The organism is Corallococcus sp. BB11-1 (assembly GCF_026626625.1).
Classification (GTDB): domain Bacteria; phylum Myxococcota; class Myxococcia; order Myxococcales; family Myxococcaceae; genus Corallococcus; species Corallococcus soli.
Window position 1 is genome coordinate 70,803 of record NZ_JAPNJY010000017.1, and the last position, 19,373, is coordinate 90,175.

At 68.9% G+C, this 19,373-nt stretch carries 16 protein-coding genes and 1 pseudogene; 4 read left to right on the plus strand and 13 right to left on the minus strand.

All coding sequences use genetic code 11. The annotated features are described in order from the left end of the window. The first annotated feature begins 7 nt into the window (after positions 1–7). On the plus strand, positions 8–997 hold the full coding sequence (locus OV207_RS14715) for a hypothetical protein (protein ID WP_267555879.1): 990 nt from the start codon (positions 8–10) through the stop codon (positions 995–997). 50 nt (positions 998–1,047) lie between these two features. Here OV207_RS14715 and OV207_RS14720 read toward each other — a convergent pair whose 3' ends face one another. Next, complete coding sequence (locus OV207_RS14720) at positions 1,048–1,716, minus strand: DUF6766 family protein (RefSeq protein WP_267555880.1); 669 nt, start codon at positions 1,714–1,716, stop codon at positions 1,048–1,050. 331 nt (positions 1,717–2,047) lie between these two features. Between OV207_RS14720 and OV207_RS14725 the strand changes: the two genes are divergently transcribed. Continuing rightward, entirely contained in the window at positions 2,048–3,313 is a 1,266-nt protein-coding gene (locus tag OV207_RS14725) for a styrene monooxygenase/indole monooxygenase family protein (RefSeq protein ID WP_267555881.1), read from the plus strand. Between the two features lie 205 nt (positions 3,314–3,518). On the opposite strand, the gene OV207_RS14730 is transcribed toward OV207_RS14725, so the two are convergent. The 6 genes and pseudogenes from OV207_RS14730 to OV207_RS14755 all read right to left on the minus strand — a co-directional run bounded on the left by OV207_RS14730 (position 3,519) and on the right by OV207_RS14755 (position 11,411). Then, positions 3,519–5,999 (minus strand): WD40 repeat domain-containing protein, encoded by a 2,481-nt coding sequence (locus tag OV207_RS14730; protein ID WP_267555882.1) that lies wholly within the window; start codon positions 5,997–5,999, stop codon positions 3,519–3,521. A 279-nt stretch (positions 6,000–6,278) separates the two neighbouring features. Then, positions 6,279–6,515: pseudogene (locus OV207_RS14735) on the minus strand (IS701 family transposase); the annotation flags it as partial. Positions 6,516–6,624: 109 nt separating this feature from the next. Further along, positions 6,625–6,981 (minus strand): hypothetical protein, encoded by a 357-nt coding sequence (locus OV207_RS14740; protein ID WP_267555883.1) that lies wholly within the window; start codon positions 6,979–6,981, stop codon positions 6,625–6,627. 220 nt (positions 6,982–7,201) lie between these two features. Beyond that, positions 7,202–8,341 carry a TPM domain-containing protein gene (locus tag OV207_RS14745; protein WP_267555884.1) on the minus strand — a complete coding sequence of 380 codons (1,140 nt, stop codon included), beginning with the start codon at positions 8,339–8,341 and terminating at the stop codon, positions 7,202–7,204. 87 nt (positions 8,342–8,428) lie between these two features. Beyond that, complete coding sequence (locus tag OV207_RS14750) at positions 8,429–9,586, minus strand: hypothetical protein (protein WP_267555885.1); 1,158 nt, start codon at positions 9,584–9,586, stop codon at positions 8,429–8,431. A gap of 229 nt (positions 9,587–9,815) precedes the next feature. Further along, a complete protein-coding gene (locus OV207_RS14755; protein ID WP_267555886.1) occupies positions 9,816–11,411 on the minus strand; it encodes a S8 family peptidase in 1,596 nt (531 codons plus the stop codon). A gap of 176 nt (positions 11,412–11,587) precedes the next feature. On the opposite strand from OV207_RS14755, the gene OV207_RS14760 reads away from it, so the two are divergent. Next, a complete protein-coding gene (locus OV207_RS14760) occupies positions 11,588–12,529 on the plus strand; it encodes a hypothetical protein (protein ID WP_193347907.1) in 942 nt (313 codons plus the stop codon). A gap of 179 nt (positions 12,530–12,708) precedes the next feature. Further along, positions 12,709–13,344 (plus strand): hypothetical protein, encoded by a 636-nt coding sequence (locus tag OV207_RS14765; RefSeq protein ID WP_267555887.1) that lies wholly within the window; start codon positions 12,709–12,711, stop codon positions 13,342–13,344. Between the two features lie 40 nt (positions 13,345–13,384). On the opposite strand, the gene OV207_RS14770 is transcribed toward OV207_RS14765, so the two are convergent. The 6 genes from OV207_RS14770 to OV207_RS14795 form a co-directional block, all read right to left on the minus strand. Further along, the gene (locus OV207_RS14770) at positions 13,385–14,950 is read right to left on the minus strand and encodes a serine hydrolase (RefSeq protein WP_267555888.1); all 1,566 of its coding nucleotides are present in this window, start codon (positions 14,948–14,950) and stop codon (positions 13,385–13,387) included. A gap of 138 nt (positions 14,951–15,088) precedes the next feature. Further along, positions 15,089–16,567: a putative metal-binding motif-containing protein gene (locus OV207_RS14775; protein ID WP_267555889.1), complete on the minus strand. Its 1,479-nt coding sequence runs from the start codon at positions 16,565–16,567 to the stop codon at positions 15,089–15,091. Then, the gene (locus tag OV207_RS14780; RefSeq protein ID WP_267555890.1) at positions 16,564–17,016 is read right to left on the minus strand and encodes a hypothetical protein; all 453 of its coding nucleotides are present in this window, start codon (positions 17,014–17,016) and stop codon (positions 16,564–16,566) included. Before OV207_RS14780 ends, OV207_RS14775 begins: the two co-directional genes overlap by 4 nt. Before the next feature lie 146 nt (positions 17,017–17,162). Further along, positions 17,163–17,687 carry a hypothetical protein gene (locus OV207_RS14785; protein WP_267555891.1) on the minus strand — a complete coding sequence of 175 codons (525 nt, stop codon included), beginning with the start codon at positions 17,685–17,687 and terminating at the stop codon, positions 17,163–17,165. A gap of 171 nt (positions 17,688–17,858) precedes the next feature. Further along, positions 17,859–18,200 (minus strand): hypothetical protein, encoded by a 342-nt coding sequence (locus OV207_RS14790; RefSeq protein WP_267555892.1) that lies wholly within the window; start codon positions 18,198–18,200, stop codon positions 17,859–17,861. A gap of 46 nt (positions 18,201–18,246) precedes the next feature. Continuing rightward, on the minus strand, positions 18,247–19,323 hold the full coding sequence (locus OV207_RS14795) for a hypothetical protein (protein ID WP_267555893.1): 1,077 nt from the start codon (positions 19,321–19,323) through the stop codon (positions 18,247–18,249). Between the last annotated feature and the right edge of the window lie 50 nt (positions 19,324–19,373).

The window sequence follows — 19,373 nt, forward strand, 5'->3', positions numbered from 1 at the left end:
GAGACCCATGATCAACGCCAAGACCACCGCCCTCTCCCACTCCATGCTGCGTCCGAGCACGGCGCTGTCCTCTCCCGTCAACCCGAGGCAGCTGCTCTCCGCGGGGCCCGTTCAGGACACGGGGGCCCAGCTCCTCCAGGGCCCCCGGAGCCTGCCCGCGCGGGGCTTCAGCCCGGTGGACTCGTTCGAGTCGGGTGTCATCAACAGGAGGCAGCCCCTCCCCCAGGAGTTCCAGACGGCGGCTCCGGCGCCGCAGGCCTCCGGTTCGGGAGTCCCGAGCGCCAATGACAAGCGGCCTGCCGGGGACACCCGGTCGGCGGCGGACATCGTCAACGACACCCCCGTGCTGAAGAGCCTGGGCCGGCAGAAGGACATCAAGTTCGAGCAGCTGTGCAAGCAGACCGGCATCGACCCCAAGCTCGACCTGAAGGACGCGAAGCAGAACCCCGACGCCGTCTACCGGCTGGCTAAGGTGCTGGAGTTCATCGACAGCGCGAAGGCCGCCACCGGCGGGGAGCGGTCCAACAAGGTCCAGGGCGGCCAGGGAGACGGCAACATCGAGGGCATCACCAAGAGTGGCGATGCGCGGCACGGCACCGAGGCCGGCATGGTCAAGGACTTCGCGGAGAAGGGGTACTCCTTCCTGGGCGAGCACCAGCTGCCGACCACGAAGGACACCCACGTCAAGGCGGACGGGAGCAACAAGGACAACTTCCAGTGGTTCGCGGGCGAGGCGGGCAAGGCCCTGTGGTTCCTGCCGGGAGTCAGCAACGTCCTGACGGGCGTGGGCAACTCGGAAGGGGGCTTCAAGGGGGTCCTCGAGGGCGCCGCGACCGGCTACCTCAACACCCTGAAGGGCGTCGCGGAGGGCGTCGTCGGGTCCATCACCAAGGGCCGCGCCAACCCGGCCTCCATTCTCTTCGGAGGCGCCATGGGCGCGCTGGGGAGCACCGAGGCCGCGCCGCAGCCGGTGAAGGACATCGCCAACCTGTTCTGAGCCAGGGGGAGGCGCCTCGCGGGAGGTACGAGCGTCCGGTCCGGGCGCTCCTACTTTCCGGTCTTCGAATGAGGCGCGTTCACCGGCTTCGACTCAGGGCTTCCCTTTTCACGCAGCCACACCGACAGCAACACCAGGACACCGACCGAGAGGAATTCGCTCTGCCAGTTCTGCAGGGACTCGAACCAGAACGTGGACGAGGCCGCATGCCGCAGCACCGTCACCTCGGGTTGTCCGTGGAGCCGGGCCTCCTCGTTGCTCGCGGCGGCGCTTGAGAACGCGTGGAGGACGAAGCAGATGAGGAACAGCCCGAAGAGGGCGAGCGACAGCGAGTGGCTGTAGACCTTGAGCACCCAGCCTCCCCGCAGCACGGCCCAGGGGGCGCCCGGTATCGGCTTCAGGTCACCGTCCTCCTCGTGCTTGTCCTTGTCGGGATCCTGCGATTCGCCTGAGCCGCGCTGCCGGAGGAAGGCAGCCAGGATGACCAGGGCTCCCATCTGGAAGAATTCACTCTCCCAGTTTTCGAAGGTGGCTTCGAGGAAGTCACTGGACGTGACGTACTGGGCATAGGTCACGGGCGGCTGACCATGGGCCTTGCGCTCGTCGTTGTCGTGGTGGTGGCCCACGAAGCTCTGCCCGGCCCAGAAGAGGAAGAACGCCCCCAGGAACACGATGGACAGGCTGTGGTCTCGCAAGAAGCTCTTGTTGCGCTTTGGCACTCCGGCGTTCACCTCCGCACCCCGCCCTCAAGCTGGACATCCTCCGGCTGAAAAAGGATGCCGGCCGGGAACCTCTCTCCGCGCCAGGTAGACAGGCGAGCCTGCGGGCGCATGGCGTGCTCAGGGCGGGCGTGTGCCCCAAGGCGGCAGCACGGGCTCCGAGGAGACAAAGGAAGACAGCGGGAAGGAAAGTGGCTCTCCGTTTCCCGCAGGTCGGAAGGGTCCCCGGGTCCTCGGTGTCCCATGAGCGAAGCAGGCGCGGCCTCCCCACATCCCACGGTACGGATTGCCAGGACGGCACCCCCATTGCGTAGTGTCCCGGGAGGGCATCATGCCCACGCATCACACCCGGGGGACCATGAGGAACATCGGCATCATTGGAGCGGGCCAGGCGGGCCTGCAGCTTGCCTTCGGCCTGCTCGCGAAGGGCTACGGCGTCACCGTCTACTCGGACCGCACGCCGGAGCAGCTCTTCAACGCCCGGCTCGCCGCCACCACCTTCCTCTTCGGCCGCGCCTGCCAGTATGAGCAGGAGCTGGGGCTCGACTTCTGGACGGATCCGGGGGCGTCCGCCCATGGCGGCGACCTCGACATCTGCATGGCCCCCGGGCAGCGCGCTCTCAACGTGCGGGGGCGCCTCCTCAACGCGGGCAGGGCCCTGGACCTGCGGGCGAAGTACTCGCGCTGGCTCGCGGAGTTCGAGCGGCGCGGCGGCACCGTGGTGGTGCGCGACGTGGACGTGGAGGCCCTGGACGCGCTCGCCCCCCGGCATGACCTGGTGCTCGTGACCGCGGGCCGCAACAGCTTCACGCCGCTGTTCGAGCGGGATGCCGGACGCAGCCCCCATGCGCAGCCACAGCGCAACCTCATGGCGATGATCGTCACCGGCATGAAGCCGCTGCACGACACACCCTCCCCCGCGCTCAAGTTCTTCCTGACCGCGGGCCACGGCGAGTACTTCTCCATGCCGTACTTCGACCGCATCCGCGGCCCCCTGCACTGCATCCTGCTGGAGGCCATCCCCGGCCAGGGGTTGGATCGCTTCCGCGGCCTCGCCACCGCCCGGGACGTGATGGCGCGGATGAAGGACGTCATGCACGACTTCTCACCGTGGGTGGAGGACCGGCTGAAGGACGCCGCCATCGTGGACGAGTCGTCCTGGCTCACCGGCGCGCTCACGCCCACGGTGCGCAAGCCGGTGGGAAGGCTCCCCTCGGGCCGGGTCGTGATGGGGCTGGGGGACGTCGTGATGCTCAACGACCCCATCGCGGGCCAGGGCCTGAACAGCGCGTCGAAGCAGGCCTACAGCGTGACCCAGGCCATCCTCGCGCATGGTGACCAGCCCTTCACCCCGGACTGGATGGAGCAGACCTTCGAGCACTTCTGGCGGACCGAGGGCCAGTACATCACCGGATTCTCGAACATGCTGCTCCAGCCGCCTCCGGCGCACCTGATTCAGTACCTGGGGGCCGCCTCGAAGGTGCCGGCGCTGGGCGACACCTTCTTCGACAACTTCGGAGAGCCGCAGCGCTTCTGGCCCTGGATTGCCAGCGCGGCGGAGACCGAGGCCCGCATCCGGCAGGCGGCCGCCGCCTAGTACTACTTGATCAGATGCGTGACGGCCCGAGAGGAGGAGCGCGGGCGTGGATGGGACGGAGGCAAAGCGGGCAGTGGCCGAGTCGCCGCAGCAGGATCGAGGCCGCGGTCCGCGGGGGAGGCTGATGCGCAGGGCCGCCGAGCCTCGTGTGCGGCTCGACGGCGTGGAGCGCCAGTGGCATCTGGGCTGCCAGTGACTCCGGGCCTCAGGCTCCGCCCGAGGCGTCGTGGAGCTTCAGCACGTAGAGGAAGTCCGGGACGGTGAGTCCGCGCGCCACGACGAGCCCGTCACGCAGGATGATCGTCTCCTCCAGCGAGTCGTGGAAGCGCGCCAGGGGCGTGGTGTCCATCCGGCGATGGAACGCGACGGGCTCGTCGCTGAGCACCTCCCAGTACGCGCGGCGCGTCACCTCATCGGGCTCCGCGTTACCATCGAGCACCTCTCTCGGCGCCCCCGTGGCGAGGTCGAAGAAGCGCGTCTTCTGGTCATCCGAGCGGGTGACGAGCACATCCCCTTCCATGGCCACCAGGAACGGCAGCGCGGGGTGCTGTACCTCGTACATGAGCCGCCCCGTGTCCGCTTCATACAGGCGCACCCGGTCGTCCAGTGTGCACACGGCCACCCGCAGGCCATCCTCGGAGAGCCTCGCGGCGATGACCGGCTCTTCGGAGACCTGGAGCACGCGCCGGAAACCCGCGGTCAGGTCGAAGAGCTCGAGCTCACCCGAGGCCCGTCCCACCGCGATGCGCGGCACGCGCGCGGCCGCCGTGTACGCCACCGCGGGCTTCATCAAGGCCTGCGTGTCGAGCACAAGCCGGCCCGTCTTCACGTCGTGTACCTGGAGCCGGGAAGGCTCTTCATGGCCCGACACGACGTAGGCGCCGTCCGGGGTGAACTCCACCATCGTGACAGGGGCCTCGGGGCCCTTGAGTGTGTGGAGCAACTGGCCGTCGGCCACGCGCCACACTCGCACCACGCCCAGCTCGAACGTCCCCGCGAGCAGCGTCGTGTCCGGGGAGAAGGTCATGACCTGCTTCATCGTCATCTTCCTGGACGCATCCCGCCCCTCCAGCGGCTTCCCGGTCAGCTCCATCGTCGGTGCGAGGCGTGTCAGGTCGAACAACTGGATGCCCCGTCGCCACCCGTCCTCCAGGTAGCTCGTGACGGGATAGGCGGCCAGCGCGTCGTTCCCGCTGAAGCGCCAGGCATGCAGGTTGGATGCATTGGCCTCGGGCGGTGGCTCGCGTACGTGGCCCTGGGCATCGATAACGAGCATGCCATCCATCCGCATCGCGACGGCCAGGGCTCCCTCGGCCCGTCCCCACAGGTGCTTCACGCGGTGCTGCTCGCAGAGGAGCCTGGGGGGAGTGGGCGCATCGAGCTGGCTCAGCAGCACACCGCCATCGACGGCCGTCAGCGCGAAGTGCTTCAGGTCTGGCGAGAAGGCCGCGCCGCGCTCGTGCCCGTCCGAGGAATAGGGACGCGACCACACCGAGGCGCCGTCCTTCACGTCCAGCACCTCCAGCCGGTCGTACCCCAAGAGGCCCAGCCGCGAGGTCCCCAGCCACTGCACGTGGGAGTAGCGCGAGCCCCCCTGGATGCCGCGCACCCGCTGCCAGGTCTTCGTCTCCGCCACGCCGACGTCGTCGAGGTCCGCCCACGCGAGCCACTCGCCGTCCGGACTGAAGGCCACGGTGCTCACGGAGCGCTGCGCATCCAACCGCGCCACCTGCTCGCCCGTGGCCACCTCCCACACGCGCACCGTGTCGTCCGACGCGCCCGACGCGAGCCAGCGCCCCGAGGGATGGAACGCCACGCTCAGCACGGACTGCTGGTGCCCCTTGAGCGTGCGGACCTTCTCACCCGTGTCCAGGTCATACAGGTGGATGAGCCAGCCGAGGTTGGCCACCGCCAGCAACGTGCCATCCGGGCTGAAGGCCACCGACGTCACCTGTCCCTCCTGACGGCGGAACAAGTGCAGGTGCTCTCCCGTCTCCACGTCCCAGACGCGCGCTTCATGCGCCCTGGAGCCCGAGGCCAGTTGCTTGCCATCCGGGCTCCACGAAATCCCGCGCACCTCCATCTCGTGGCCCTCCATCACCCGGAGTTGCTTGCCCGTCGCCACGTCCCAGACGTGGACGTTGTTACCGTCGGCGCGCGAGCCGTCGGAGTACGAGCCGGTGGCGAGCCGCGTCCCCGTCGCATCGAAGGCCGCGCACAACACCTGGGACTCGTGCCAGAGGTACACGTCGGCACCCTCCAGCGCGCCACGCAGCGGCAGGAGGGACTCCACCCAGGGCGCACCGCCGGAGGACTCGCGCTGTCGTCGCCACCAGGCCGCGAGCTGGTGGAGGTGCGCCTCCGGGTCGTCCCAGGGGCCCTGGCCCGTGACGGAGAAGTGCCGCGCGGCGTCTGGCGCGTCGTACCAGCGCAGCCGGTTGTAGAGGCACTGGAAGATTGCCTCGGGGTGCTCGCGCAGGAAGTCCGCGTCGAGGGTGACGGCCTTGCGCAGCACGCCGAGCGTCCGAGGCCCCACGGTGAGGCCGTCCTCGTGCAGCACGCGCGTGTCCGCCGGCGTCCGGGCGAGCGCGTCGTCGAGCGCGGCGAGCAGCCCGTCCACCCCTTCGGCGTCGATGAGGGCTTCGAGGGTGGAGAGCTCGGTGAGGGATGCGAGGTTTTGGGGCATGGGGGCCTTCGCCGCGAGGTGCGGGGGGGACGCATTCTCGCGGCGACCCTCCGCCGGTTTCAATGGGCGAGTGCCCGGCGCGTCGCAGCGCTGGTGAAGGATTTGGCCCGGGCCCAGGTGCGCCTCAAGCGAGCCGAGGCCCTGCTGGACCTGCAAAAAAAGTATCGGACATGTGTCTCCAATGCGTGACGCTCGGAGCCCCGTCAACCGGGCTCCGAGCGCTCACTGCCTCGGGACTACAGTCGCGGCAGACACGACAGGCAGGGACAGGCCCTAGTACTACCGGATCAGATGCGTGACGGCCCGAGAGGAGGAGCGCGGGCGTGGATGAGACGGAGGCAAAGCGGGCAGCGGCCGAGTCGCCGCAGCAGGAGGTGCTGAAGGCGGCGCCGCACGGGGAAAAAGCGCTCGACGCAGCGAGAGGAAGCCGTGGGCCACCATGCAGAGGGGGGCGTGGTGGTGAAAGCCGCGCCAGCCGCGTCCCTCGTAATGGTCCAGTCCCACCTCGCCTTTCATCATGACGCGCAAGATGGCCATTGACGAAGCCCAGGCGCGGGCGTTCCTGACTCCCGCCTTCGACACACATTGAAGCCCAGCCCTCCGAAAGAGACGGCCGGGCTCCCTCTCAAAGCCCCAGGAGCACATCCACTTGCGCCGTCAGCACGCGGGCCTCTTCGGACTTGCCGAGCTGGACGTAGAGCGCCACCGCGTCGCGACGCTCCTGGATTTCGCGCTGGATGAGCGAATCCACCGCCTCCGGGGACAAGAGCAGTCGAGACACTTCGCCACTCCCAAGCCCCCCCGCGCTGCCGGCGATGCCGCCACCGACCGATTCAGGCGCGACGCTCATGTCGGGCGCCTCGGCATTGTCGATGGCGGCGAGCGTTTCCCGCAGTACCGCCGTGGCGGGTGCATTCCGAGTGCGCAGTGCGTCCTTCAGCGCGGCACGCAGCGTTGCCTTCCATTCATCCACGGTTCTCATACGCCTACAGTAATCGAGGAGGCCCATGGGGCCACGCAAGGAACGCCAGCCTGGTGAAGGCCGGGGTCAAATCGAACAAGCCGCACGCGGAGCACGCCGTTTCTGGACGAAGGTGCTCACCGCGGCCTTGAAGCAATCTGGCGCCGTGAAGACACGGATGGGGCACATGGGGTCCCTGTTCAGGGGCTGGGCCGGTGCAGAGACGGATCAAGGCACGCGGCTACCAGCTTCCGCTGGAGCCTCCCCCCGAGGAGCGCCCGCCTCCGGACGAGGAGCGTGAGGAGCTTGAGGAACTCGACGACGAGGGACGGGTGCGGCGCGGCGTGGAGCGGCGCGAGACGGACACGAAGGCGCAGTGGCCACACCGCACGGTCACCTCCTCCTCGCCGCCGTGATCGTACGTCGCGCTTCGCAGCGTCCGCGTGCTCTGCTTCCCCGTCACGTAATTGCACTTCGTGCAGCGCGCGACGAAGGTGAAGAGCGCGCCATAGCGTTCAATGAGCACGTCCGCGCACGGCTCGCACCACCAGACGTCGTAGTCCACCGAGCCCAGCGACTCCTCGGCCCGCTGACCGGCTTCGAGATGGGCATCGTCCTCCACCTCGCCGAGCCGCAGCCGCTGGGTGCCACACGCCTTGCACTTGCGCGGACGGCGGCGGAGCCAGGCACGGCCTGCCAGCCCCGCGGCGCCGAGCATGCCCGCGCCTCCAGCGAAGACGCCCAGGCCGGGCTCCGTGGACGTCTCTTCCGGAGGAATCCAGGTCACCTGCGGCGGGGGGGCCTGGACCTCCTCGGCGGAGAGGCTGTCGACGAAGGCATTGCTGGCGACGGACTCCGGGGCAGCGTCATTGGGATGGTTGAGCCGCGAGTTCTCGATGAGCTCCCTCAGGCCCCGCGCGCCCAGCTGGACCGCGGCGTTGGGATCGTTGCGCTTGAAGCCCGGCACGATGGCCTGCGCCATCACCGCGTCGCTGGCCTCCTGGTCGGCGGGTTCATCCACCCCATCGCCCAGGATGATCTCCACCTTGCGGTCGGCGTACGCGACGAAGAGCAGCACGCCATCGTCGCGCCCGGGATGACCGATGCCCCAGCGGTTGAAGAGTGCCAGCGCGAACTCACGCGAGGGCCTGCTCGACGTGGTGTCCAGCATCACCACCATGAGCTGGCCAAGCCCACGGTCGTCCAACTCCGTGCCCATCTGTTCGAGCTCCGCCTGGACCGACGGCTGAAGGACGCGGGTGCTGGTGAGGTCCACCGTCCAGGAGCCCTTGGGAGGACGGGGCACCTCCTCCACCGTGAGGCCCAGGGCCGGAGCGCCGAGGGCGCAGAACAAGACCACGAAACCCAGCCATGCGCGCATGGGTTCCATCGTAGCAGAGCCTCCGTTCGCCCTGCGGCGACGGAGGTCCCAGGCCTCTCAGCGGCACGGGGACGGCTGGCGCTCACGTCACCAGGGGCGCACGGTGGTGCCCCACCCATGGAGCGAGGCCTCCAGGGGACGCTTCCCGGGGTGATCCACGATATCGCGGATGCCCATCTCCCTTGCGGCATTGAGCAGGTGGAGGTGCCATTGCCCGTGCTCGCCGGACAGCCGGGTGGCGGCGATGGCCAGCGCGCTCGCGCCCAGCGAATAGCCGCCGAAGACGAGCGGGCCGCTGGCGGAGTCCTCCGGGCCCTTCACTCCGCGCGGCCACTCGCGGCAGGCGGCGAGGGGCAGCGCGCTGCCGGCGGGGTGGCCGCAGTAGCCATCCACCAGCGTGGCCGTGAAGCGCCGTGCCGCCGGGTGCGCGGCCATGCCCAGGAAGGCACCCGTCCACGCCAGCGTGGTGCCGCGTTGCGTGGGCTCCACGAGGCGCCCCTTCGCGTCCACCTTCGCCGGGAAGCCGGTGGGCAGGTCCGCCAATTCGAGGAGGCGCGCGACGAGTCGCTCACCCGCGGCCCGCGAGTCCGCGTTGCCCCGGAGCCGCCCGTGCAGCAGCAGCCCCGCCGCGGCCGGAGCGCTGTCGCAGGGCCAGATGGTGCGCCCGAAGCTGGGCAAGAGGAGCTGCCGCGAGAGCGCCTCCACGAGCTGCGCGGCCAGTGCGTCGAAGAGGGCGGTGGACTCCGCGTCCGCCAGCCCGGCCCGCTCCATCCCCGCGACCATCAGCAGCACGTAGCCCCGGTAGAGGACGCTGTGCGGGAGCGTGTGCCCCGCGACGCGCGTCCCCTTCTGTGCGTTGAAGGGGCGTCGGGCCCGCCCGAGCGCATCCGCGAGAAGGGCCTTGAGCCGGCGTTGGGTGTCCGGGACCGGCTGCCCGTCCAGCGTGGCCTGGATGAGGATGAACGACAGGTGCGCATCGCAGAGGAGCTGCGCCTCGATGAAGCTGCGGGCCGCGTCGCCCAGCAGCTTCGGTTCGCAGCCCGGGCCGAGGATTCGCTGCTCCAGCGCCGCCAACGCGTCCCTGGAGAGGGCGGCGGTCGTGGGCTCCGGCGAGGCAAGGGGCGCGGGGGTGCCTCCGTCGGTCGGCGTGCCCTCCGCACGGGCCGCGACCGGGAGGCAGAAGGACAGCACCAGGAGCGGGAGCAGCGCCCGCGGGCCACGGAAGGAAGAGGAGGCTTCGGACATGCGCGCGGACGTCACCACGGCCCTGGGTTGCCCGGGCCAACCCGGTGGTCGGCGGTCACGATCTGGGGCGGAACGGTCGCTCCGGCCGGGTGGCCGGCGGCCCGGGAGGCGCCCCAATTGCTGGCACCGGGGTATTGAGCAACGATGAGCACGAGCACCGGTGCGCGTCGCCACGGGCTCGTTCTCCAGCCCGTGGCGAGCGGTGACCCTGCCCTGCTGAAGCCTGCCGTCAGTAATTGCCGGAGATGACCTTGGGCAGCATCTTGCGCAGGTCCGGCAGGGGTCCAATCTGGCGGGTGTCCACGGCCTGGGCGGTGCCGTTGTTGCGCAGCAGGCCGCGCATCTGCACGGAGGTCAGGAGGCGGCCATTGGCGCGCGCCACACCCTGCGCGCTGGCGGCCGCGCCCGTGACGATGGGCGAGGCGCTGGAGGTGCCGCTGAAGGTGGCCGTGTAGTACTGGTTGACGCCATGGGCGGAGCCGAACAGGGTGCCGTAGCCCAGCGAGGCCACGCGCTCACCCCAACCGTGGACGTCCACGCGGCCGCCGAAGTTGGTCCAGCACATGGGCGCGCGCGTGGTGGCCGTGCTCGCGCCGACGATGATGGCCCCCGAGTCGCGCGTGGCGCGGTTGAAGCGCCCCGCGTAGGCGGCGGCATCCAGGTTGGCGCTGCCGTTGCCGGCCGCCTCCACGACGATGACGCCGTTGGCGGTGGCGTTGCGGATGATGTCGTAGGGGGCTTGCCAGTACTCCACGGCGATGTAGTGGCACTGGCTGGTGTTGCACGTGCACGCCGTGCCGTCATTGGGGCCCAGGCTGTGGACCTCGACGAGCACGATGCCACCCGGGCCCGCCGCGGTGACGGCCTTGGAGAGGGCGCTCGACAGGCCCTGCGGGGTATGGGATTCGACGCCCACCTGGGCCCCGTAGGCGATGCCCTTCATTCCGTAGGCGTTGTTCACCGCCACCAGCTCTCCGAGCACGGCGGTGCCGTGGTCGCTGACGGTCCCCGCGGCGCCCACGTAGAAGAGGGCGGGCATGTCCTCGTGCGACCGGTTCCAGCCCGTCTCCACGTCCACGATGCGCACGCCCGTTCCGGTGCCGCCGGCCACCGTCCACGCGTAGTTCGCATCAATGCCACCCGGGGCCACGTTGAGGTAGCCCTGATTGGCCGTGTACAGCGGCGTGGTGGGCGGGAGGTCGACGGCGGCCAGCACGCCCCGCAGCGCCGCGTCCAGGCCCGTGTTCACCGTGGCGTCCTCGACAGGAGGTTCGGCGTAGGCCACCTCCACCGTGTCCAGCGCGTTGAGCGCGGCGACGACGTCCGCCACGCGCTCGGAGGTGGTGCCCGGCAGCAGCGGCACCTGGAAGTAGAGGTTGAGGTCCGCCAGCTGCTCGCCGCTCAGCGCCTCACCGGAGGCCTTGCGCGCCTCCAGCGTGGCCTCGTCTTCCTGGAGCAACCGCTGCGGGCGCCGGGTCCGCGGCGCGCGGTCCAGCAGGGCCTCCACGGAGCGCAGGTCCTCCGTGAGCCGGGCTTCGGACATCCCACGGCCGAAGAACAGACTGCGCTCGGAGGAGGAGCGCTCGGAGACGAGCGCCACCAGGGCATTGTCACGCAGGCGAACGCGGCTGCCCTCGTGGAACTTCACCACCAGGCGCTCCACGGGCGTGCCCGCGGCCAGCTCGTGCCCGGTGTGCTTCACCACGGCGGCGCGCGGCGCCAGGGCCCGCGGGGTCGCTCCGGCGGCCGGGGCCAGGGCCACCAGGGCCAGGCCCGCCAGCGCGCCACGCAGCGGGCGCAAGGAGGGGGAAGAGGTCTTCGGCATGGGATGGCTCCAGTTTGGATGACGAGGGACGTGAGCAGGGCCCGCGGGGACACTCCGTTCCCATGGAACCGATTCACTTTGATATCATACAATTCAGTTCTGACATGGAGTCCTGCTGCTGAGAGGGCTCCGAGAACCTCATGCCACCGAGCGCCGATGTGAGCTGGGCCGAAATCGTGCGTTTCCCCGCCATCCATCCTCATTTCAAGGAGTACGAGCGCCGCTGCCGTGAAGCGAGGCTGCAACCCGCCTTCATCCAGGATTCGTGGGAGCTCATCATCCGGGGGCTTCAGCGTCGGGCCGAGTTCATCGCCGTCAATGCCTGGAACCTGCCCGTTCCCGAGTTCGTCGCCCTGGACAAGCTGGTCGCGGTCAGGGCCCGGGAGCTGATGATGCCAGCGGTCTCCGGCACGCCACTGGCCCTCTGGTCCGGAGGGTTGCAGGTCAGCCAGTACGTGCGCGCCAGAGGCTACGACACGCTGGAGAGCACCGTGTACGGCGGCATCCTGGACAAGATGACCAACCCCCAGTTCAAGCTCTGGCTGGGCAGCGACGACTGGGGGCCGCAAGGCGCGCTCTGGGACACCATTTCCGCCCGGTATGTCGAAGTCGCCGCGAGCTGCCGCGACACGATGCACGTCTTCCTCCGCACGCACGACCTCGAGTCCACGTTCTACGGTGAGGAGCTCGTCAACTGGCGCAAGGCGAAGCGCAATCAGGCGCAGGCGCTGGATGGCCTCACGTACCACGTCCTCGTGGGCATGGATTCCTTCGGCCTGGAGCGGGTCTTCCTCCGGGAGCAGGAGGCGAAGGCGTTTCTGCTGACGTTCCTGGGGCAGCTCCAACGGCGGTTCAACCAGGGCATGCTCGAGCGAGGCGTGAACCACCGCTACCGGAGCGAGGTCTGGAAGGACAACGAGCGGGCCTACCAGGACACCCTGCGCAAGAAGACGTACGAGTCCTATCGGCAGTACATGGAGCACCCGCTCCGGCAGCTCGTGGAGCAGTTCTCCCAGGCGGAGCAGGCCCACTCTCCGGACAAGGCCTTCGACCCACGGAAGTTCTCGTCCGTGATGGACGAGCTCCTGCTCAAGACCCGGGTCAGGCGCGGGGAGTAGCGCCGGAGAACCGTTGGGCGCGCGCCCCTGACCTGACATCCATGTCGCGGGTGGCAGGGCATTTCAGCCATGCCCAGGACGGATTCCCCTCTGGGATGCGGCTGGGGCGGGCTGGCGGCGGCTTTGCAATGCGCGGCGCCGTCGCAGACACCCACCGGCTGGCGATTCGCGTGAACGACATGACTGCTCGTCCCTTCCTCTCTTCGTTGATGGTGTCCTCCTTCCTGCTGTGGGCCGCGCCAGTGGAGGCGCAGCCGCTCGAGCCCAAGGGCGCGGGGTTCGCGCTGGGCTTTCGCGTGGCCTATGGCATCCCGTTGGGCAATGCGGTCGGGGACGTGAAGATGACGGACGTCATCGGTGAGACGGTGTCACCGCAGGTGGAGCTCGCGTACTTCTTCAACTCGCGGCTCTCGCTGGGCATCTACTTCCAGTTTGGCTTTGGAAGGTCACCCGAGGCGTGCTTCGAGGCCCTGTGCGGCTCCAATGTGAGACGGTACGGCATTGACCTGGACTACCACTTCCGGCCGGGCGCGTTCGTGTCGCCCTGGGTGGGCGTGGGCCTGGGCTTGGAGAACGCCACGGTGGAGTTCGAGGACGAAGCGGGGGAGACCGGCTCCCTGCCGTATGGGGGCTTCGACCTGGGGCACGCGCACGTCGGCGTGGACCTGCGGATCAATCGCACGATGGCGGTGGGCCCCTACCTCTCCGCGTCGCTGGGCCAGTACAGACGGTCCGGCTCCCGCGACTTCTCCAACGACGGCCGGAGGGTGCACGCCTGGCTCCAGCCCGGCGTGCGCATGCAGCTCCACTTCTAGTCCCGGTCCGGGCGACACGACGGACGCGACCGGGTGGGGGTCAGGGCTGCGCGCCGAGCTTCTTGAGCATCTCCACGGCGCGGCTGTTCTTCGGGTCCAGCGCGAGCGACTTCTTGTAGTGGGTGATGGCCTCCGCCTTCTGTCCCGCCTCCATGTAGCCCTCACCCAGGCTGTCATGGGCATTCGCGTCCGTGGGATAGAGCTCCACGTTCGCCTTGAGGACCTTCAGGGCGTCGCCCTGCTGTCCCTCCCGGAGCAGCCGGTAGCCCAGGTTGTTCAGGTCGTTGGGGGAGAGCTTCCCCGCCGCGTCGTCCCGCTTCATCGACCGGTACCAGGCAAGGGTGGCATCCGTCCCCTTGAGCCGCGCGAGCAGGTCCATCTGGACGAACGTCACCTCCGGACGGGGGACATACGACTTCCAGCCGTACTCGGCGGCCACGCTGTCCGCGATGCGGTCCATCAGCAGGAAGCCGCTGTCCGAGTTGGTCATGATGACGACCCCGCTGCCCGAGTCGGCGAACGCCGTCAGTGAGCACTGGAAGCCCCGATTCGAGCCGCCGTGCCCGAAGCGGTCCTTGCCTTCCAACTGGAACCCGAGCCCGAAGCTCTCTGACTGCTTCGTGAGCATCTGCTTCGCCATGGCCTGGGACACCACGCGCGAGGACTTGCCCGCCCGCGCCTTCGACACCTCGATGGCGATGCGCGCGAGGTCGGACGGCGTCGTCCACAGGCCCGCGGCCGCCATCTCCGGGTAGACGTGCCACTTCCCTTCGACGCCCTTGCCCCCGAAGTACGTGCCGGCGGTTGCCCTGGACGCGAGGGAGGCGGGCAGGGGCTGTTCGTACGTGCTGTCTTTCAGGCCGAGCGGCGCCAGCACCGCCTCCTGCATGATCCGCGGAAACGGCTTCTTGAGCTGATCCACCATCATCGCCTGGACGATGGTGGTGCCGCCGCCGCTGTAGCGCGTCTGCGTCCCGGGGACGAGGTCCACCCGCACCGGCGCGGTGTTCGTGGGCTTCGCCCCATCGAGGATCTGCGCCACCGTGGGAAGGGGCTCGGTGACGGCATAGCCGGGGAAGCCGTGCACGGTGGTGCCCGCGCTGTGGCTGAGCAGGCGGCGCAGCGTCACCTTCTCCTTCGTCGTGAAGTCATTCTCGGGCAGCTTCCACGAGACGAGCTTGTCGTTGATGTTCGCGTCCAGCGACCACTTGCCGGCTTCGACGTAGTGCAACGCCGCGAGGGCCGACACCGGCTTGCTGATGGACGCGGCCTGGAACAGCGTGTCCGGCATGACGGGATCCGTGCCGCCGACCTGCTTCACGCCATAGCCCTTGGCCCAGACGAGCGCGTTCTTCTCGAACACGGCGATGCTGACGCCGGGAATCTTGTACAGCTCCATCCAGCGCTGGAGCGACATGCGCTGGGGCTCCTCACCAGGAAGCGCGACGGGAGCAAGGCCCGCCTCCACCCGCGCGATTCGGGCTGCTTCGGAGGGACGGGCCACCCACTCGGTCGTGGGCTTGCGCGTGTCCGCCGCGGTGAGCAGGGCGACGGCGCTACAGCCCGCGAGGGCAACGGGGGTGACGCGGCGAAGCGGTGGACGCAAGGCGTTCTCCAAGGGAAGGGCTGTGGGGGCTGGTACGCACGCGGCCCGCGCGGATTGCATCCTCCGCCATCGCCCATCCAGGGACCAGGATTGGAGGGCATGCGGACGCCCATCGTCGGCCCCCTGCCCGGAAGAGGCTCACGGGGCCTGGGGGGCCCAGTGGAACCCGGTGCCGTCGACAGTGGCGCTCCACAGCTCGTCCGACGACAGCCCCTCCAGGGTCGTGAAGCCCTGGGTGCCGAAGCGGAAGTCCCTCCACGTCTCTCCGTCGAAGCGAACGAGGTCGTCCGTGCCCAGGACCGCGATGACAGCGCCCCGCCCGAAGGCCACCACGTCAAGGATGTCGGGCGAGACGCCACCATCCACGAAGATGGGATAGGGAGGTTTCGTGCTCCAGGTGCCCGCCGCACGCTCCAGGAGCAGTCCCCGGTCTCCCGTCGCGTAGGCAAGGCCCGGCGCCACGACGTGCACGGCGTGCAGGGCGACCTGCCCTTCGGAGGGGGGCGGCAGCGTCTCCCGCAGCCATGGGCCACCGTCCGCGTTGACGTGGTACGCGACCGGCACCTCGCCCGCGCGGCCCACGGTGATGAGCGTTCGCGGGTCGAGCCCGTGGATGGAGCGGAGGTCCGCGTCCACCTGCGCCACCCGCACCGGCTGTGCCGGAGGGTCCCAGCGCAGGATGTCCCCGGCCTTGCTCACCGCAAAGAGCGTCGTGCCTCCGTCGGCCTCGAAGCCCACGAGGTCCTGGATGGCCGCGCCACGTCCGTCGAAGGCTGTCAGCGTGCAGGGCTCCCCGGCGACCAGCGTCCGCGTGGCGAGCTGCCCCTCCCTGGAGCCCATGAACAAACGCCCATCGCTCGGTCGCGCCCACGCCGTGGACCACGCCCCGTGGCAATCGGTGAACAGCTCGACGTCGAAGCCGCCGTCGGTCTCCCGCCGGACGTGGGCGAGCAAGTCGTTGCTGTCACTCACGAGCCAGGCCTGGTTGCGCGCATGGGGCGCCACGTCCCGGAAGCTCGCACCCGGGATGGGTTCGGTGCTCCTCCAATCGACGCCGTCACAGATGGGCGCCGGGTCCTCCCGGCCGTCACAGTCGTTGTCCAGGAAGTCGCAGCGCTCCTCCACGCCCGGCGAGCTGGAGACGGAGCGGTCATCACAGTCCGTGCCCCGGGTGGTGGTGCTCACGAAGCCATCACCGTCTTCATCCCGCGCGCTTAACTCCAGCTCGACCGTGGCGGTCCCCTTCTCGGGAACGACCCCCTGCGCCGACGCGGTGGCCACCTCCTGGCCCGCGCAAGAGCGCTCGCGGGCGGAGGCCGTCACCCTCACGGTGTCACTCCCCCCTGCCGGGCGAATGAAGCCCACCTCCCCCGTTCCCGACCCCGCGAGCCCGGGCGGCTCCACCGGCAGCTCGAAAGTCCTGGAGCCGTCCTCAGCGTCCACCAGTCGCAGCGTGACGCAGCCCGGACGGAAGCCGTCGTAGGTCAGCAGCACCCGGACCTGGCAGGGGTGACTCGCGTCGCACGTGCTGGGGCGCTCCTCCTCCAGCTCCTCGATGTCCGGCACCGTGCAGGTGATGCAGAGCAGCCCGAGTCCCACGGCCACGGCACGCTTCATGGCGAAACCTCCGTCCGGGGCGACGGCGGGTCGTCCATGAGGAGCCAGGTGACGGCGGCTCCGGCGGCGGCGGTGACGGCCGCGCCCAGCAGGACGTTGGCCGCGATCGCCTGGCCCCGCGCGCTGTCCAGGTGCGCGGTCCGGTTGCTGTAGAAGACCTCGTCGCGCGCGGCATTCACGTTGCTCCGTGACTGGAGGCCGAAGTAGCCGCCGAAGCCACCCAGCAACACGCCTCCTCCCAGCAGGGCCAGCGGAAGCACGGGCATGGAGCGCGTGCGGCCCACCTCCGCCCGCGCCCCGGACGGGACGAGCCCGGGCGGTGGAGTCCGCGCGAGCCGCGCGTCTGGCATTGCATGCGGTGCGTCCGAGGGCGGGCGGGAACCGGGTGCCAGCTCACGCTGCACGGTCCGGCGCACCTCCTCGAAGTCGCGGGACACCTTGGGCGACACCGAAGTACGTTACATGCCAGTCCTTCGCCCTCCAGGGCCCCAGAGGCGGCACAGGTGCCCGTCGCGCTTCCGGCAGGCGGCCTGCGTTTCCGCAGGACGCGTCCAAGCTGCCGGGCGACGCGCCCTGCGTCAATCCTTCGCGGAGGCTACCGCTTGACGATGTTCAACTGGATGTTGCCGCAGTCGCCCTCGTAGCCCTCGACGATGATCAGCAGCTGCACGCCCTTGATGAGGCCACTGAGCGTGATGCCAGACGTGAGGAGGTCGCCGCTGTCGTCATTGCACTTCAGGATCTCCGAAGTGTTCTTGTAGTTGCGGATCTCCATGATGGTGTCGAAGTTTGAATTCCTCGTGGAGAACGAATAGGTCCCGGTCGCGGGGACCCGCCACACGAAGGAGACATCCCGCGACGAACCCGAACGGCAGGAGGTGGCCCACTGGTTGGTCGCGGTACAGCTGGTGGGATAGGTGGCGACCGGAGACCCCAGCGCACTGCCCAGATCGCCCGCCAGGGTCTGCTGCTCCACCCTTCCAATCTCCGAATCCTCCAGGACCTCGCCCTCCCCGGGCTCGGCGCCGTCGAACTCCTCCCCTTCGGGAAGCGGCCCGCAAGCACCGAGGAACAGCGCACACCAGGCCACACCAACAAGGGATTTGCCGAGGTTCGTCATGGTTCACCTTGGAATGTCGCTGCCAATTGCAAGGAAGTCCGCCCCACTCACAGGTGGACCCGGAAGGGCAGCCATGGCGAAGCACCATGTCTGCCTTGCACAGCATCTTGTGCTCGCTTGCCCTTGACAGCCATTGCCCCAGCGACCCGCGCATCCAACAATTCCGGATATTTAGATCTTCTTGCAATCCGAGATTCCCCGGGAGGCGAGCGTCTTGAAACAGACGCGGATGGTCAGGACGGGGCTGCCCTGCGCACCACCCTGCCCACCTTTGAATGCCCTACCACCATCTCCAGCGCGGTGACGCAGCGGAACACGAAGGCGATGGCGCCATGGCTTTCGGAGCGGGCGCGGATGCGTTGCACGCCGCGCGAAGTCCTGGAGGGCGCGGTTGGGGAGCTGCCGGATCTCCTCCTCGGAGATCCTTTTGACGGCGTTCGGGTTGCCGGGCGGGGGCTGCGGCGCGGTGCCATTGATGGCGGGCCTGTTGTTGCTGGCCAGCAGCATCTTCACCTGGCCCTCGTCCTTGCGGTAGCGCCCGCGCCGGGGCGCCCCTGGCTCAATGCCGCGAGAGGATCTTGATCGAGAGCGAGTCCATCTCCCGGTACAGGTAGGTGAGCACGTAGAAGAACTTCCTGAACCGGATGCAGCGCTCATCCCGGGAGCTGCTCTCGAAGCGCCAGATGCCGTAGTTGGGATCGAAGAAGGAGAGGACGCCGTTGCCCGTCCAGGGCGAGCGGGAGAAGAAGACCCCCACGACGTGCCGGCTGAAGGAGATCAGGACGAACGCGTCCTGGTTCTTGAGCTCCTTCTGATACTTGAGCATGGCATCGACGATGAGCTGGGACGCCTCCAGCCGCTTCTTGCCTCCATCCTCATCCGCGTCGGGCACGTAGCTCGCCTGGAGCGTGGCGGAGACAATCCGGTCCTTGGAGGAGAGCCGGTTGGCCGTCGTGGCCGACTTGGTGATCTTGCTCGCCGCCAGTTGGAGTGCGTAGACGTCTGCCCGGCTGATCTCCGCCTCGTGCCAGATCTCCAGGCGCTCCATCCGGGCGTTCAACTGCGTGAGCTTGTAGCTGCGGCTCTCCGTGTCGAGCCGATACCGCGCCCGCTGCTGCTTCGCCGCGTACTTCGCCGGATCGTACGAAGGGTCCAGCGGGGCGCCATGCGCGCCCCGCTCCGAGAGGAAGTTCACGAACGCGGGGAGGTCCGCCTTGGGGTACTTCGTCGTGAACGCTTCATGAATGGGCCCCTTGTCCGGGAGCGCCATGAACAGGGAGTGGGTCCGAGCCTGCTCCGGGTTGCCCAGACCGATGGCGAAGAGCTGCTTCTGCATCCACATGGACATCTTGGCATTGCGGGCCCGCACGTCCTCGGCGAAGAGCCAGGCGTGGAAGTCACTGTCGGGCTTCTTTTCGAACTTCATCCGCAGCCACATGGCCACCAGCGCGTAGCAGATGCCGTCCCGGGTGAAGTCCTCGGGATGCGAGGCGCCCGTGACGAGGTCCTCCCTCCCCTGGGAGAAGCCGCACTCCAGCGTTCCGCCGAACCCGGTCGCGGTCTTCGTGAACTGATCGATGATGCCAATGAGCTCTGGAGAGGCCCTGTAGCGGGTTTGATACAGCTTTGCGTACATGGGCCCTCTCCACGGAGGTCTACGGCGGAAGCCCTCAGGCTAACATGGGC

Excerpts from the sequence above, each read along its gene's own strand:
- OV207_RS14750 (WP_267555885.1), bottom strand. The coding sequence starts at position 9,586 with ATGTCCGAAGCCTCCTCTTCCTTCCGTGGCCCGCGGGCGCTGCTCCCG.
- OV207_RS14765 (WP_267555887.1), top strand. The coding sequence starts at position 12,709 with ATGACTGCTCGTCCCTTCCTCTCTTCGTTGATGGTGTCCTCCTTCCTG.
- OV207_RS14755 (WP_267555886.1), bottom strand. The coding sequence starts at position 11,411 with ATGCCGAAGACCTCTTCCCCCTCCTTGCGCCCGCTGCGTGGCGCGCTG.
- OV207_RS14730 (WP_267555882.1), bottom strand. The coding sequence starts at position 5,999 with ATGCCCCAAAACCTCGCATCCCTCACCGAGCTCTCCACCCTCGAAGCC.
- OV207_RS14740 (WP_267555883.1), bottom strand. The coding sequence starts at position 6,981 with ATGAGAACCGTGGATGAATGGAAGGCAACGCTGCGTGCCGCGCTGAAG.
- OV207_RS14725 (WP_267555881.1), top strand. The coding sequence starts at position 2,048 with ATGCCCACGCATCACACCCGGGGGACCATGAGGAACATCGGCATCATT.
- OV207_RS14715 (WP_267555879.1), top strand. The coding sequence starts at position 8 with ATGATCAACGCCAAGACCACCGCCCTCTCCCACTCCATGCTGCGTCCG.
- OV207_RS14785 (WP_267555891.1), bottom strand. The coding sequence starts at position 17,687 with ATGACGAACCTCGGCAAATCCCTTGTTGGTGTGGCCTGGTGTGCGCTG.
- OV207_RS14775 (WP_267555889.1), bottom strand. The coding sequence starts at position 16,567 with ATGAAGCGTGCCGTGGCCGTGGGACTCGGGCTGCTCTGCATCACCTGC.
- OV207_RS14795 (WP_267555893.1), bottom strand. The coding sequence starts at position 19,323 with ATGTACGCAAAGCTGTATCAAACCCGCTACAGGGCCTCTCCAGAGCTC.
- OV207_RS14745 (WP_267555884.1), bottom strand. The coding sequence starts at position 8,341 with ATGCGCGCATGGCTGGGTTTCGTGGTCTTGTTCTGCGCCCTCGGCGCT.